The organism is Methylobacterium litchii (genome assembly GCF_038442315.1).
GTDB classification, from domain to species: domain Bacteria; phylum Pseudomonadota; class Alphaproteobacteria; order Rhizobiales; family Beijerinckiaceae; genus Methylobacterium; species Methylobacterium litchii.
This window is the reverse complement of record NZ_JBBXMY010000005.1, coordinates 176,800-189,958: the sequence shown is the minus strand read 5'-3', so window position 1 is coordinate 189,958 and position 13,159 is coordinate 176,800. Positions and strand designations below refer to the sequence as shown.

Below are 13,159 nucleotides of genomic sequence, written 5' to 3'. Positions count from 1 at the left end.
CCATGTCAACCAGGAACGTTCTTTTTGCAGAACGGCACGAAATGAGGAGATCGCCTTCGCCGCGTGCGGCGAAGGGAGAAGATCATTCTCCGACCGCGACGAGCGCCGGAGCCATTTCCGGCAGATGCCGCGTCGCCTTCGGCGGAGCCGGCAGCGGCAGGGCGGTGGTGGATTTCACCTTTTCCATGGCGAAGCGCGAGGTCACGTTCTTCAACGGAAGGACGGAGATGAGGCGCTTATAGAACGCATCGTAGGCCTGCATGTCTGCGACCACGACGCGCAGCATATAGTCGACATCGCCGGCCATCCGGTAGAATTCCAGCACTTCCGGCATGGCCGATACCGTGTCGGCGAAGCGCTGGAGCCAATCCTGCGAGTGGTCGGCGGTCTCGATCGAGACGAACACCGTCAGCCCCAGCCCGAGCTTCACGGGATCGAGCACCGCCACGCGCCGGTCGATCACCCCATCCGCCTCCAGGCGCTGGATGCGCTTCCAGCACGGCGTCTGCGACAGGCCGACCTTCTCGCCGATGGCGGCGATGGAGAGGGTGGCGTCCCGCTGCAGCAGGGCCAGGATCTTCAGGTCGATGGCGTCCAAAAGGAACCTCCGCCGTTTCGGCGCCCCTTTGAGGGAAGAAGGAACTTCCCGCTCTATAGGGGTTAGATGGCGTTTGTGAGAATAATTTTTTACAAACGAAGAGGCGTTGCCCTCGTTCCGTGTGCGTTGACGCACCCGCCGCAGGCATTTTCAGGGGTGCGAATCGGCCCCGTCGCCTTGACTTCGTTCGGTATAGCGAACATTTCGACTCCTCGACAACCGGCGCGGCCCACCACGTCCACAGGGCCGGCGCAGGAGCAGACCATCATGTCCCTCACGGATTCCGGGGCGGCCGAGGCGCGGGCCGGCGCACTCGCCACCCGCCTCGCCGCCCTCGATCTTCCCGCCCGCCTCGACCTGATCGCCCGCGAAGTGCCGGGGCGGCTGGTCTTCACCACGAGCCTCGGCATCGAGGATCAGGTGCTCACCCACGCCATCGCCATGGCGAAGCTCGCGGGCGGGCGGATCGAGATCGCGACCCTCGACACCGGCCGGCTGTTTCCCGAGACCTACGAGACCTGGGTCGAGACCGAGGCCGCCTACGGCCTCCGCATCCTCGCCTACGTGCCCGAGCGCGCGGCCGAGGAAGCCTTCGTGCGTGACGAGGGCATCAACGGCTTCCGCCGCTCGGTCGCTGCGCGGCAGGCCTGCTGCGGCTTCCGCAAGGTCGAGCCGCTGGGCCGGGCGCTCGACGGCGCCGCCGGCTGGCTGACCGGCCTGCGCGCCGGGCAATCGGCCAACCGCGCCGCGACGCCGCTGGCGGCCTACGATGCCGAACGGGGCCTCATGAAGCTGAACCCGCTGGCCGACTGGACGCGGGAGCGCATCGACCTGTTCGTGCGCGAGAACTTCGTTCCCTACAACACCCTGCACGACCGGGGCTTCCCCTCGATCGGCTGCGCCCCCTGCACCCGCGCGGTGAAGGTCGGCGAGCCGGAGCGTGCCGGCCGCTGGTGGTGGGAGCAGGAAGACAAGAAGGAATGCGGGCTGCATGTCGGCCGCCCCGGCGCCTCGGTGCAGCCGGGTCAGGAAGCCGCCGCATTCGAGCCCACCCCCGAAACCCGTGAGCCGGAGTTCGCCCGATGAGCGCCGCCCAGACCGCCTTGCGGCCTGAAACCGCCCCCTCCCCGGCCCGCCTGAGCCATCTCAAGCGCCTGGAGGCCGAGGCCATCCACATCTTCCGGGAGACGGTCGCCGAGACCGAGAACCCGGTGATGCTCTATTCCATCGGCAAGGACTCGTCCGTCCTGCTGCATCTGGCGCTGAAGGCCTTCGCGCCGGGCAAGCTGCCCTTCCCGCTGCTCCATGTCGACACGACGTGGAAGTTCAAGGAGATGATCGCGTTTCGCGATTCACGGGCGAAGGAGCTCGGCCTCGACCTGCTGGTCCACACCAACCAGGACGGGCTGGCGCGCGGCGTCGGGCCGGTGAGCCACGGCTCCGAGGTCCATACCGACGTGATGAAGACGCAGGCCCTGCGTCAGGCCCTCGACCTGCACAAGTTCGATGCGGCCTTCGGCGGCGCCCGCCGGGACGAGGAGGCGAGCCGCGCCAAGGAGCGCATCGTCTCCCTGCGCACGGCCCAGCACCGCTGGGACCCGAAGCGCCAGCGGGCCGAGCCCTGGCACCTGTACAATCTCCGCAAGAAGCGCGGCGAGTCGCTGCGGGTCTTCCCGCTGTCCAATTGGACCGAGCTCGATATCTGGCTCTACATCGAGCAGGAGAACATCCCGATCGTGCCGCTCTACTTCGCGGCGCCGCGCCCCGTCGTGGAGCGCGAGGGCCAGCTCATCATGGTCGATGACGAGCGCCTGCCCCTCAACCCCGGCGAGACCCCGCAGGAGCGGGTCGTCCGCTTCCGCACGCTCGGCTGCTACCCGCTGACCGGGGCGGTCGAGAGCGAGGCCGCGAGCCTGCCCGAGATCATCGCCGAGACGCTCGCCGCCCGCACCTCGGAGCGGCAGGGCCGGGTGATCGACAAGGACGGCGCCGGCGCCATGGAACGCAAGAAGCAGGAGGGCTACTTCTGATGACCATCCACCCGCCCAAGACTGCGTTCCAGGCGTCCTCGGTCGCGCAGGATTACGCCGCCTTCCTCGAAACGCACCGCGACAAGGAAGTGCTGCGCTTCATCGCCTGCGGCTCGGTGGACGACGGCAAGTCGACCCTGATCGGCCGGCTGCTGCACGACACCAAGCAGATCTTCGACGACCAGATCACCGCACTGCGCCGGGATTCCCGCAAGCACGGCACGCAAGGCCAGGAGATGGACCTCGCCCTGCTGGTCGACGGCCTGCAGGCCGAGCGCGAGCAGGGCATCACCATCGACGTCGCCTACCGCTTCTTCTCCACGGACAAGCGCTCGTTCATCGTCGCCGACACCCCCGGCCACGAGCAGTACACCCGCAACATGGCGACCGGCGCCTCCACCGCCGACGTGGCGGTGATCCTGGTCGATGCCCGCCAGGGCCTCACCCGCCAGACCCGCCGCCACGCCCTGCTGGTGTCGAACCTCGGCATCCGCCGCGTGGTCCTGGCCGTCAACAAGATGGACATGATCGGCTGGGCCCAGGACCGCTTCGCCGAGATCGTGAAGGGGTTTTCGGAGTTCGCCGCGGGCCTGAACTTCGCCGAGATCCGGGCGATCCCCCTCTCGGCCAAGAACGGCGACAACGTCGTGGATCCGGGCGTGAACGCCCCCTGGTACAATGGCGGCACGCTGCTCACCTTCCTCGAAACCGTGCCCGTGCGCGAGGAGGCCCTGAACGCCCCGTTCCGCATGGCCGTCCAGTGGGTGAACCGGCCGAACTCGGAGTTCCGGGGCTATAGCGGGCGCATCGCCAGCGGCACCGTGCGGCCGGGCGACCGGGTGAGCGTGCAGCCGGGCGGCCGCGCCGCCACGGTGGAGCGCATCTACACCGCCGATGGCGATCTGCCGGAGGCCGGCGCCGACCTCTCGGTGACGCTGGTGCTCGCTGAGCAGATCGACGCCTCGCGCGGCCAGGTGATCGCCGCCGAGGGCGCGCCGCTCCTGGCCCTCGACACCCTCGACGCCCGCCTGTTCTGGGCCGCCGAGACCGATCTCGCCCCGGGCGCGAGCCTCCTCGCCAAGGTCGGCACCGCCACGGTGACGGCGACGGTGCAGGCCATCGTCTCGCGCATCGATCCCGAGACCGGCAAGCCCGGCCCAGCCGAGCGCCTGTCGGCCAACGACATCGCCGACGTGCGCCTCACCCTCGACCGGCCGGTCGCGGTGGATGCCTATGCCGACAACCGCGAGACCGGGAGCTTCATCCTGATCGACCGCGAGACCACGGACACGGCCGCCCTCGGCCTCATCCTGGCCCCGCGCAAGGAGGCGGCCTCCGCGCCCCGGCGGCAGGAAGCCGAAGCCTCTTCGGGCGGCATCCTCGGCGGCCTGAAGCGCCTGTTCGGTCGCTGACGCGTTCTCGGCCGCCTGCAACGGTCCGGCCGACACTCCGCCGAAGGGCGCCACGCCCTTCGGTATCCCCGGATCAGTCCGCCAGCAGGCGATACGAGGCGTGCCTCGCCGTCTGGTCGGGGATGGCCGTGACGATCATCAACTCGTCGGCCTGGACCGACTCGGCCAATGCCGCGAGGTGCGGGCGCAGGGTCGCCGGCGAGCCGACATGCAGCCGGTCGCGGCCCCGCTCGATCCTCGCCTGCTCCGAGGGGGAGTAGGGATACTCCAGCGCCTCCGCGAGGCTCGGCAGGGGGCGGTACTCGCCCCGCTCCCGCCGCAGGGTCGAGAGGCGGGCGCTCGAGGCCAGCCGCTCGGCCTCCGCATCCGTTTCCGCGCAGATCGCCGCCACCGCGAGGATCGCGTGGGGCTCGGCCCCGAGCCGCGACGGCTTGAACATCTGCCGGTAGGCGCGCATCGGCCCCTCGGCGGGAATACCGGAAAAATGCTGCGCGAAGGCAAAGCCGGCGCCGATCTGCGCGGCGAGCTGCGCGCTGTAATCCGACGAGCCGAGCAGGAAGAGCGGCGGCAGCGCCACGCCCGCCGGGGTCGCCTGGATCTGGCCGAACGGGTGGCCCTCCGGGAAGCCGCCGTCCCAGAACAGCAATTCCTGCAGCCGGTCGAGGAAGTCGTCGCCGCCGTTGCCCGAGGGCGCCTCCCGCCGCCGCAGGGCGCGGGCGGTGACGCCGTCGGTGCCGGGCGCCCGGCCGATGCCGAGGTCGATCCGGCCGGGGAACAGCGCCTCCAGAACCCGGAAGCGTTCGGCGACCATCAGCGGCGCGTGGTTCGGCAGCATGATCCCGCCCGATCCAACCCGGAGGTTCCGGGTCGCGGCGGCGATCTGGCCGATCATGATCTCCGGCGCCGGGCTCGCCACGTTCGGCAGGGCGTGGTGCTCGGCGAGCCAGTAGCGCCGGTAGCCGAGGGTATCGACATGCCGGGCCAGCGCCAGGGTGTCGTGCAGCGCCTGCGCCGGGGTCGAGTCGGACGAGACGAAGGAGAGGTCGAGGACGGAAAGGGGGATCATGCCCGTGAGATGGGGGTTCGGGCGGTGATGTGGGAGGGCGGGGCTTCAGTGCTGCTTCGCGAGGGCGATCCTTTGTTCGCCAGCGAGGTAAAACGCTTCGATGTCGCGTCCACCATAGAAGATGTTCGTAATCCTCACGCAGTCGGGTTCGACCCGATAGGCGATCACGGCGCTACCCTCGAACGGAACCGTTCTCAGATTGGGGATCAGATCGTCTCGCAGTCGACCGCCGAAGGGAGCGTCGCCGATACGTCGGCACCGCGCGATGATCCGGCGGGTGAACCGCTCTGCGGTGATATCGTCCCGGCTCGCCCGCAAGACGACATCGAAGATATCGGCGAGATCGGCTCTGGCCTCGCGCCGGAATCTGACGGGAAGCCTACGCACGACGTGCTGCACGCGCCTGCGCGAACAGCACCTCCATATCCGCTTCGACCTCTTCGATGGTCAGGTCCGGCCGGGGATCGTCCAACGAGCGCTGGATCCGCGCGCGGATCGATTCGAGATGGTCCGTCTTCTCCCGGCGCTGGCGCTGGAGGGCACGCACCGCCTCGTCCAGGGCTGCATCGACCGATTCGTATTCCCCCGCTTCGACGCTCTCGCGCACGGCGCGCAAGGTCTCCGGCGCCATGGTCACGCTGATCGTCTCGCCCCTGGGCATGTCCGTCTCCCGATCACCGGGCCATCTTATCAAGAATTCCGTGAGTCGCGCGATGCTTGCCGGCTCCCGGCCGCGGGACTAGGGTCCGCGCCGTTTTCCACCGGAGCACGCAACCCCATGGCCTTCCTCGCCGACGTCCTTTCGCGGGTGAAGCCCTCCGCGACCATCCTGATGACGCAGAAGGCCCGCGAGCTGAAGGCGTCGGGCGTCGACGTCATCTCCCTCTCGGTCGGCGAGCCCGATTTCGATACGCCCGCCCACATCAAGCAGGCCGGCATCGATGCGATCCAGCGCAACGAGACCCGCTACCCGCCGGTCTCCGGCATCGTGCCCCTGCGCGAGGCCATCGCGAAGAAGTTCAAGCGCGAGAACGGGCTCGACTACAAGCCGTCGCAGACCATCGTCGCCACGGGCGGCAAGCACATCCTCTACAACGCGCTGCTCGCCACCCTGAACCCTGGCGACGAGGTGGTGATCCCCCGCCCCTACTGGGTCTCCTACCCGGAGATGGTCGGCCTGTGCGGCGGCACGGCGGTGTTCGCCGAGACGCGGATGGAGGACGGGTTCAAGCTCCAGGCGGCCGAGCTGGAGCGCGTGCTCACGCCCAAGACCAAGTGGATCATCCTGAACTCGCCCTCGAACCCCTCCGGCGCCGCCTATTCGCGCACCGAGATGAAGGCGCTCACCGACGTGCTGCTCCGCTATCCGGACGTGCACGTCCTGACCGACGACATCTACGAGCACCTGACCTACGGCGATTTCGAGTTCGTGACCCCGGCCCAGGTCGAGCCCGCCCTCTACGAGCGGACGCTCACCATGAACGGCGTCTCGAAGGGTTACGCCATGACCGGCTGGCGCATCGGCTACGCGGCAGGCCCCGAGAAGCTCATCAAGGCCATGGACTTCGTGCAGGGCCAGCAGACCTCCGGCGCCACCACCATCGCCCAATGGGCGGCGGTGGCCGCCCTCGAGGGGCCGCAGGACCACCTCGCCACCTTCCGGGCCGCCTTCCAGAAGCGCCGGGACCTCGTGGTCTCGATGCTCAACCAGACCCGGGGCCTGACCTGCCCGACGCCGGAGGGCGCCTTCTACGTCTACCCGTCCTGCGCGGAGACGATCGGCAAGCGCACCGAGGGCGGCAAGGTGATCGAGACGGACGAGGATTTCGTCACCGAGCTGCTGATGGCCGAGGGCGTGGCGGCGGTGCACGGCTCGGCCTTCGGGCTCGGCCCGAACCTGCGCATCTCCTACGCCACCTCGGACGCGGTGCTGGAAGAGGCCTGCCGCCGCATCCAGCGCTTCTGCGGCTCGCTCCGCTGAGGTCGAAGTCCCGGCGCCCCCCATGGGGCGCCCCATGCGGCGCCGGGTCACCGCCCGGCTTCGGTTGCCGGCTCGCGTGCGACCCCTTACACGGGCCTTCCCCGTGGCCGATGCGCCTGACGGTTTCGCGAGCCCTCTCGGGCCTGCATGGTAGCGGGGTCGGCAGTGACGGGGCGGTCCGGACCAGTTCTCTGGGCCGCGCCTGTGAGGCTTAGTGGGCCGAGCGGCTGCAGGGGTGTCGGAGGCGCGGGGAACAGGAACCGCGGATCAGGCGCAAGGCCCACTCACTTTCTCTCCCCGGTTGAGACGCCTGTGTCCCGAAGCGGAGCAGGGAGCACCCCTCCGTCTTCCCGCTTTCTTCACGCTCCGGTGCGAAGGTCGTGATGGGCCGGGATCCGGTCCATTGTTCGGGCGTTCACTCGGGTTTCGATTGCATGCGTTCCCTGCTCACAAGCGGGATCAAGGCCATCCTGGCCGTCGCCGCCCTCTCCACCGGGATCCACTGGGCCCTGCGCCTGCAGCGGGATTCGGACGGGCTGACCACCCCCGCCATCGCCAGCATCGCCGATCCCGAGACGACGGGCTCGATCTCGCCCCGCGCCAGCGCGCCGCCGCCGGCCGCCGAGATTCGTCAGGCCGTGGCGCCGGCCCCCGCCGCGCCGCGCCCGGCCGTGGCCCGCGCGCCGCAGCCCTCCGAGCTCGACCAGTCGCACCTCGCCGCCCTGATGGCGAACGCCAGCGCGCCGGCGCCGAAGAAGGCCGCGAAGCGCTGACGCGCCGACGCGTTAACGAACGGTAAGCGGCGCCCGCGCGGCCCGCGCCCTCGCCGCATGGTTCGGTTGCGCCACCGCGCCTACCTGCGCCGTGGCGCGCATGGCATCGTGCCTCCAGCGTCGCGGTTTCCCGCGCCCCTCGCGATTCGCATCGATGGCCAGTTCCGCCTCCACCGTTCCGGCACCGGCCGGGATCGCCACCGCCAGTGAGGCCGAGGCCGCCCGGCGCCGCCGGATGGTGGGCATCGCGCTCATGTGCGGCGCGGTCGCCTTCTTCGCGAGCCTGGATGCCTGCGGCAAGACCCTGGCGCGGGCGGGGGTCGATCCCCTGGTCACCACCTTCATGCGCTACGCCGCCAGCGTCGCGATGATCTCGCTCTTCGTGAACCCGGTGCGCACGCCGAGCGTGGTGCGCAGCCGCCGGCTCGGCCTGCAGGTGGTGCGCTCCCTGCTGCTCTTCGCCTCCACGGCCCTGAACTTCATGGCCCTGCGCTACCTGCAGATGGCCGAGACGATCTCGATCCAGTTCGCCGCGCCGCTCACCGTCGCCCTGCTCGCCGGCCCGCTGCTGGGGGAATGGTCGTCCCGCGCCCGGCTCACCGCCATCGGCATCGGCTTCCTCGGCGTGCTGGTGATCGTGCGCCCCGGCGTCGGCACCATGCATCCGGCCGCCCTGCTCAGCGTGGCGAACGTGCTAGTCTATGCCCTCTACGCCATCGTGACGCGCAAGCTCGCGTCCTACGATTCCACCGCCACGACCATGTTTTACACCGGGCTGGCGGGCGTCGCCCTGATGGCGCCGTTGCTGCCCTGGATCTGGTCGAGCCCCACGCAGTGGAGCCATTGGGCGCTGCTACTGGCGGTGGCCCTGTTCGGCACGATCGGCCACTGGCTCCTCGTGCTGGCCCATGCGCGGGCGCCGGCCAACGTCCTCGCGCCGTTCATCTACACGCAGCTGCTCTGGTCGGTGACCCTCGGCTTCCTGCTGTTCGGGGACCTGCCCGGGCGCTGGACCATCGTCGGCGCGATGATCGTCATCGGCTCGGGGCTGTATCTCCTGGCGCAGGACACCCTTCGCCGGGCGGCGTGAGCGGCCGGGGCGCCCAGAGCCCCGGCCCTCCCCGCTCTCAGCGGTGATGACGGCGGTGATGGGCGCGGCGGTAGGCCCGGCGCGAGCGCATGTCGGTGCGGTAGGCGCGCCGGCCCGGATCGATGCCGAGCGCCCCGTTCACGGTGCCGACCGCGCCGCCCACGGCGCCACCGACCACGCCGCCGATGGGGCCGCCGACGCGATCACCCTCGGCCGCGCCGCGCTGCACGCCACCGACCAGACCCTGGGCCTGCGCCGGCATCGCGGCGGTGAGGGAGCCGGCGGCGAGCGCGGCTGCGACGAGGGCGGTTCTGAGGGAGAGTCTCACGGGCATTCCTCCTGAAGCGTAGCCGGACATCGGCTCCTCAGCGAACGGCCGGAGCCGCGAATCGTTGCAGGGCCGCTCCGCCCTCCCGCTGGCATCCGCCGGGGCCGGCTGCTAGAGAGGCGGAATGGTCCCTCCCCGCGCATCGCGCCCCGCTCCCGGCGGACGGCGAATTACGAGCCCGGCCGCCGCCTGAGGGCCCGCGCGCGTGGTGCGGCAGGGCTTTCGCGGACGGCCGGGATCCGCCGCCTGTCCCCAGCGCCCCCTTATGGCCGCCCGATCGGCCCGACCTTGCGAGACCCGATGACCGCCCCCGACACGAACGCGCCCGCCGCGCCGGCCCGCGACTATTCCAAGACCCTGTTCCTGCCGAGCACCGAGTTCCCGATGCGCGCCGGGCTCCCGACCCGTGAGCCGCTGCTACTGGAGCGCTGGGCGCGGATCGGCCTCTACGAGAAGATCCGGCAGGCGGCGGCGGGGCGGCCGAAATTCGTGCTGCACGACGGCCCCCCCTATGCCAACGGCAACATCCACATCGGCACGGCGCTGAACAAGATCCTGAAGGACGTGATCGTCCGCAGCCAGGGGACGCTGGGCAAGGACGCCAACTACGTCCCCGGCTGGGACTGCCACGGCCTGCCGATCGAGTGGAAGATCGAGGAGCAGTACCGCGCCAAGGGCCGCAACAAGGACGACGTGCCGGTGATCGAGTTCCGGCAGGAATGCCGGACCTTCGCCGCGCACTGGCTCGACGTGCAGCGCGAGGAGTTCAAGCGGCTGGGCGTCACCGGCGATTGGGACCATCCCTACGCGACCATGGCCTTCCCGGCGGAAGCGGCCATCGCCGACGAGCTGATGAAGTTCGCCGTCACCGGCCAGCTCTATCGCGGCTCGAAGCCGGTGATGTGGTCGGTGGTGGAGAAGACCGCGCTCGCCGAGGCCGAGGTCGAGTATGAGGAGCACGTCTCCGACACGATCTTTGCCGCCTTCCCGATCACCAAGGGCGGCGACGCCTTCCCCGAGGCGCGGGTCGTGATCTGGACGACGACCCCCTGGACGATGCCGGGCAACCGCGCCGTCGCCTATTCGAAGAAAATCGCCTACGGGCTCTACAAGGTCACGGCGGCGCCGGAGGACAACTGGGCCAAGCCCGGCGAGACCTATGTGCTCGCGGATTCCCTGGCGGCGACGGTGTTCAAGGCCGCCCGCGTCGAGGCGTTCGAGCGAGTCTCGGACGTCCCCGCCGACGCGCTCGCGGGCCTGACCCTCGCCCATCCCCTGGCGGGCCTCGGCTACGGCTTCGACGTGCCGCTCCTCGACGGCGACCACGTCACCGACGAATCCGGCACGGGCTTCGTCCACACCGCGCCGAGCCACGGCCGCGAGGATTTCGAGCTCTGGATGGCCTCCGGCCGGCGCCTCGCCGAGCGGGGCATCGACACCACGATCCCCTACACGGTCGATGCCGACGGCACGCTCACCAAGGCGGCGCCGGGCTTCGAGGGGCGCCGCGTCTACACCGAGAAGGGCGAGAAGGGCGACGCCAACAAGGCGGTGATCGCGGCGCTGACCGAGGCCGGGGCGCTGGTCGCGCGTGGGGTGCTGCGCCACCAGTATCCGCATTCCTGGCGCTCGAAGAAGCCGGTCATCTTCCGCAACACGCCGCAATGGTTCATCGCCATGGACCGGCCGGTCGATGCCCTCGGCAACCGGACGCTGCGCGAGGTCGCCGTGCAGGCGATCAACGACACGCAATGGGTGCCGCCGCAGGGCAAGAACCGCATCGACGGGATGGTCGGCAACCGGCCGGATTGGGTGGTCTCGCGCCAGCGCGCCTGGGGCGTGCCGATCACCGTCTTCGTCCACAAGGAGAGCGGCGAGGTCCTAAAGGACGAGGCCGTCAACGTCCGCATCCACGCGGCCTTCGCTTCCGAGGGCGCCGACGCGTGGTTCGCCCCCGGCGCGGCGTCCCGCTTCCTTGCGCCCGAGCACGATCCCGCCGCCTACGAGCAGGTGATGGACGTGCTCGACGTGTGGTTCGATTCCGGCTCGACCCACGCCTTCGTGCTGAACGATCCTGAAGCCTTCCCCGGCCTCTCGGGCGTGACGCGCGTTCGCGACGGCGGGCAGGACACGGTGATGTATCTCGAAGGGTCGGACCAGCATCGCGGCTGGTTCCAGTCCTCGCTGCTCGAATCCTCCGGCACCCGCGGCCGGGCGCCCTACGACGTGGTGCTGACCCACGGTTTCGTCCTCGACGGCAAGGGCCTGAAGATGTCGAAGTCGAAGGGCAACGTCGTCGCGCCGCAGAGCGTCATCAAGGATTCGGGCGCCGACATCCTGCGCCTGTGGGTGGCGGCCTCCGACTACACCGACGACCTGCGCATCGGACCGGAGATCATCAAGACTTTCGCCGAGACCTACCGGAAGCTGCGCAACAGCTTGCGCTGGATGCTGGGCTCGCTGGCGCACCGCGTCCCCGGCGATGACGTCGCTTTCCAGGACATGCCGGAACTGGAGCGGCTGATCCTGCACCGGCTCGCCGAGTTGGACGGCGAGATCCGCGAGGCCTACGCCACCTACGACACCAAGCGGATCGTGGCCCTGCTCAACGGGTTCATGACGGGCGACCTGTCGTCCTTCTACTTCGACGTGCGCAAGGACGCGCTCTACTGCGATCCGATCTCCTCGCCGACGCGGCGGGCGGCGTTGCAGGTGATCGACGAGACCTTCAAGCGGGTCGTGGTGTGGCTCGCGCCCGTCCTGGCTTTCACGGCGGAGGAGGCGTGGCTCGACCGCACCCCGTCCGAGGACGGCTCGGTCCACCTCCAGACCCTGCCGAAGACGCCCGCCTCCTGGCGTGATCCGGCGCTCGCGGAGAAATGGCAAAAAATCCGCCGGGTGCGCCGGGTCGTGACCGGGGCGCTCGAGATCGAGCGCGCCGCCAAGCGCATCGGCGCGAGCCTGGAGGCCGCGCCCAAGGTCTTCATCGCGGATGCCGACCTGCGCGCGGCGGTGGAGTCTCTGGGCCTGACCGCCTTCGCGGACACCTGCATCACCTCCGCCATCGCGGTGGAGGCGGGCGAGGGGCCGGCGGAGGCCTTCCGCCTCGATGAGGTGAAGGGCGTCGCCGTGGTCCCGGCCCCGGCGCAGGGCCGCAAATGCGCCCGCTCCTGGCGGGTCAGCCCCGATGTCGGCACCGACGCGGACTTCCCCGAGGTGACGCCGCGCGACGCGCAGGCCCTGCGGGAATGGGATGCGGCCCACCCGGAGGCCAGCGCGGCGTGAGGCTCACCCCTCCCCGCGCGGGCCTCCTGGCCCTCGCCCTCACCTTCGTCGCCGATCAGGCGACGAAGCTCGGGCTGTATTTCGGCACGGACCTCGTGCTCACCCAGCCCTGGCGCTACGGGCCCTATGCGGACCTCGTGGTGGTGTGGAACAGGGGCGTCTCCTACGGGATGTTCCAGCAGGACGGCGCCTTCGGCCGCTGGCTGCTGGTGGCGCTCTCCCTCGTCGCCGCCCTGGGGCTCGGCCTCTGGATGATGCGGGCCGGCTCCCGGCTGCTGGCCGTGGCGCTCGGGCTCATCGTCGGCGGGGCGCTGGGCAACGCCGTCGACCGGGCTGTCTACGGGGCGGTGTTCGATTTCGTCCACCTCCATGCGGGCGGGTGGTCGTGGTACGTGTTCAACGTCGCCGACGCGGCCATCGTGGCGGGCGTGATCGGGCTGATCCTCGACAGCCTCATCCCGGCCACCGCCGGGCGGGCGCGCGACAACGCCGCGCCACGGCCGTGATACGCAGAACACACAGGGCTTCCCAGTACGTCTGGACTGGTCGAGCGTGGTCAAGGCGCCATACGATCGCCGGAAACCGGTTTCACCCCG

At 70.1% G+C, this 13,159-nt stretch carries 13 protein-coding genes; 8 read left to right on the top strand and 5 right to left on the bottom strand.

Translation table 11 applies throughout. From position 1 onward, the window contains the following. Window positions 1-82: 82 nt before the first annotated feature. Complete coding sequence (locus AAHF99_RS11965; RefSeq protein ID WP_342164539.1) at window positions 83-598, bottom strand: Lrp/AsnC family transcriptional regulator; 516 nt, start codon at window positions 596-598, stop codon at window positions 83-85. 267 nt (window positions 599-865) lie between these two features. On the opposite strand from AAHF99_RS11965, the gene AAHF99_RS11960 reads away from it, so the two are divergent. The 3 genes from AAHF99_RS11960 to cysN are packed head-to-tail and all read left to right on the top strand — an operon-like array spanning window position 866 to window position 4,040. After that, window positions 866-1,684, top strand: coding sequence for a phosphoadenylyl-sulfate reductase (locus AAHF99_RS11960; RefSeq protein ID WP_342164537.1), 819 nt, complete (start codon window positions 866-868; stop codon window positions 1,682-1,684). Then, a complete protein-coding gene (gene cysD, locus AAHF99_RS11955; RefSeq protein WP_342164535.1) occupies window positions 1,681-2,628 on the top strand; it encodes a sulfate adenylyltransferase subunit CysD in 948 nt (315 codons plus the stop codon). Before AAHF99_RS11960 ends, cysD begins: the two co-directional genes overlap by 4 nt. Next, window positions 2,628-4,040, top strand: a complete 1,413-nt coding sequence (gene cysN / locus AAHF99_RS11950) for a sulfate adenylyltransferase subunit CysN (RefSeq protein ID WP_342164534.1) — start codon at window positions 2,628-2,630, stop codon at window positions 4,038-4,040. Before cysD ends, cysN begins: the two co-directional genes overlap by 1 nt. 73 nt (window positions 4,041-4,113) lie before the next feature. Here the strand turns inward: cysN and AAHF99_RS11945 are convergent, their stop codons facing one another. The 3 genes from AAHF99_RS11945 to AAHF99_RS11935 are packed head-to-tail and all read right to left on the bottom strand — an operon-like array spanning window position 4,114 to window position 5,767. Then, the gene (locus AAHF99_RS11945) at window positions 4,114-5,106 is read right to left on the bottom strand and encodes an LLM class flavin-dependent oxidoreductase (protein WP_342164533.1); all 993 of its coding nucleotides are present in this window, start codon (window positions 5,104-5,106) and stop codon (window positions 4,114-4,116) included. Window positions 5,107-5,151: 45 nt separating this feature from the next. Next, window positions 5,152-5,493 carry a type II toxin-antitoxin system RelE/ParE family toxin gene (locus tag AAHF99_RS11940; RefSeq protein ID WP_243952998.1) on the bottom strand — a complete coding sequence of 114 codons (342 nt, stop codon included), beginning with the start codon at window positions 5,491-5,493 and terminating at the stop codon, window positions 5,152-5,154. Beyond that, on the bottom strand, window positions 5,486-5,767 hold the full coding sequence (locus tag AAHF99_RS11935; protein ID WP_342164532.1) for a ribbon-helix-helix domain-containing protein: 282 nt from the start codon (window positions 5,765-5,767) through the stop codon (window positions 5,486-5,488). The genes AAHF99_RS11940 and AAHF99_RS11935 overlap by 8 nt, the downstream gene beginning before the upstream one ends. 117 nt (window positions 5,768-5,884) lie before the next feature. Here AAHF99_RS11935 and AAHF99_RS11930 point away from each other — a divergent pair, with 117 nt between their 5' ends. The 3 genes from AAHF99_RS11930 to AAHF99_RS11920 all read left to right on the top strand — a co-directional run bounded on the left by AAHF99_RS11930 (window position 5,885) and on the right by AAHF99_RS11920 (window position 8,950). Next, the gene (locus tag AAHF99_RS11930) at window positions 5,885-7,087 is read left to right on the top strand and encodes a pyridoxal phosphate-dependent aminotransferase (protein WP_342164531.1); all 1,203 of its coding nucleotides are present in this window, start codon (window positions 5,885-5,887) and stop codon (window positions 7,085-7,087) included. Window positions 7,088-7,521: 434 nt separating this feature from the next. Beyond that, on the top strand, window positions 7,522-7,860 hold the full coding sequence (locus AAHF99_RS11925; protein ID WP_342164530.1) for a hypothetical protein: 339 nt from the start codon (window positions 7,522-7,524) through the stop codon (window positions 7,858-7,860). Between the two features lie 154 nt (window positions 7,861-8,014). After that, window positions 8,015-8,950 carry a DMT family transporter gene (locus AAHF99_RS11920; protein WP_412759875.1) on the top strand — a complete coding sequence of 312 codons (936 nt, stop codon included), beginning with the start codon at window positions 8,015-8,017 and terminating at the stop codon, window positions 8,948-8,950. 37 nt (window positions 8,951-8,987) lie between these two features. Here the strand turns inward: AAHF99_RS11920 and AAHF99_RS11915 are convergent, their stop codons facing one another. Beyond that, on the bottom strand, window positions 8,988-9,284 hold the full coding sequence (locus tag AAHF99_RS11915) for a hypothetical protein (protein ID WP_409564624.1): 297 nt from the start codon (window positions 9,282-9,284) through the stop codon (window positions 8,988-8,990). Window positions 9,285-9,578: 294 nt separating this feature from the next. Here AAHF99_RS11915 and ileS point away from each other — a divergent pair, with 294 nt between their 5' ends. Together ileS and lspA are read left to right on the top strand one after the other, a co-directional pair. Continuing rightward, window positions 9,579-12,563, top strand: coding sequence for an isoleucine--tRNA ligase (gene ileS, locus AAHF99_RS11910; RefSeq protein ID WP_342164528.1), 2,985 nt, complete (start codon window positions 9,579-9,581; stop codon window positions 12,561-12,563). Then, window positions 12,527-13,069, top strand: coding sequence for a signal peptidase II (lspA, locus tag AAHF99_RS11905; RefSeq protein WP_342164526.1), 543 nt, complete (start codon window positions 12,527-12,529; stop codon window positions 13,067-13,069). The genes ileS and lspA overlap by 37 nt, the downstream gene beginning before the upstream one ends. Window positions 13,070-13,159 lie beyond the last annotated feature (90 nt).

Excerpts from the sequence above, each read along its gene's own strand:
- AAHF99_RS11960 (WP_342164537.1), top strand. The coding sequence starts at position 866 with ATGTCCCTCACGGATTCCGGGGCGGCCGAGGCGCGGGCCGGCGCACTC.
- cysD (WP_342164535.1), top strand. The coding sequence starts at position 1,681 with ATGAGCGCCGCCCAGACCGCCTTGCGGCCTGAAACCGCCCCCTCCCCG.
- cysN (WP_342164534.1), top strand. The coding sequence starts at position 2,628 with ATGACCATCCACCCGCCCAAGACTGCGTTCCAGGCGTCCTCGGTCGCG.
- AAHF99_RS11945 (WP_342164533.1), bottom strand. The coding sequence starts at position 5,106 with ATGATCCCCCTTTCCGTCCTCGACCTCTCCTTCGTCTCGTCCGACTCG.
- AAHF99_RS11935 (WP_342164532.1), bottom strand. The coding sequence starts at position 5,767 with ATGCCCAGGGGCGAGACGATCAGCGTGACCATGGCGCCGGAGACCTTG.
- AAHF99_RS11930 (WP_342164531.1), top strand. The coding sequence starts at position 5,885 with ATGGCCTTCCTCGCCGACGTCCTTTCGCGGGTGAAGCCCTCCGCGACC.
- AAHF99_RS11925 (WP_342164530.1), top strand. The coding sequence starts at position 7,522 with ATGCGTTCCCTGCTCACAAGCGGGATCAAGGCCATCCTGGCCGTCGCC.
- AAHF99_RS11920 (WP_412759875.1), top strand. The coding sequence starts at position 8,015 with ATGGCCAGTTCCGCCTCCACCGTTCCGGCACCGGCCGGGATCGCCACC.
- AAHF99_RS11915 (WP_409564624.1), bottom strand. The coding sequence starts at position 9,284 with ATGCCCGTGAGACTCTCCCTCAGAACCGCCCTCGTCGCAGCCGCGCTC.
- ileS (WP_342164528.1), top strand. The coding sequence starts at position 9,579 with ATGACCGCCCCCGACACGAACGCGCCCGCCGCGCCGGCCCGCGACTAT.
- lspA (WP_342164526.1), top strand. The coding sequence starts at position 12,527 with ATGGGATGCGGCCCACCCGGAGGCCAGCGCGGCGTGAGGCTCACCCCT.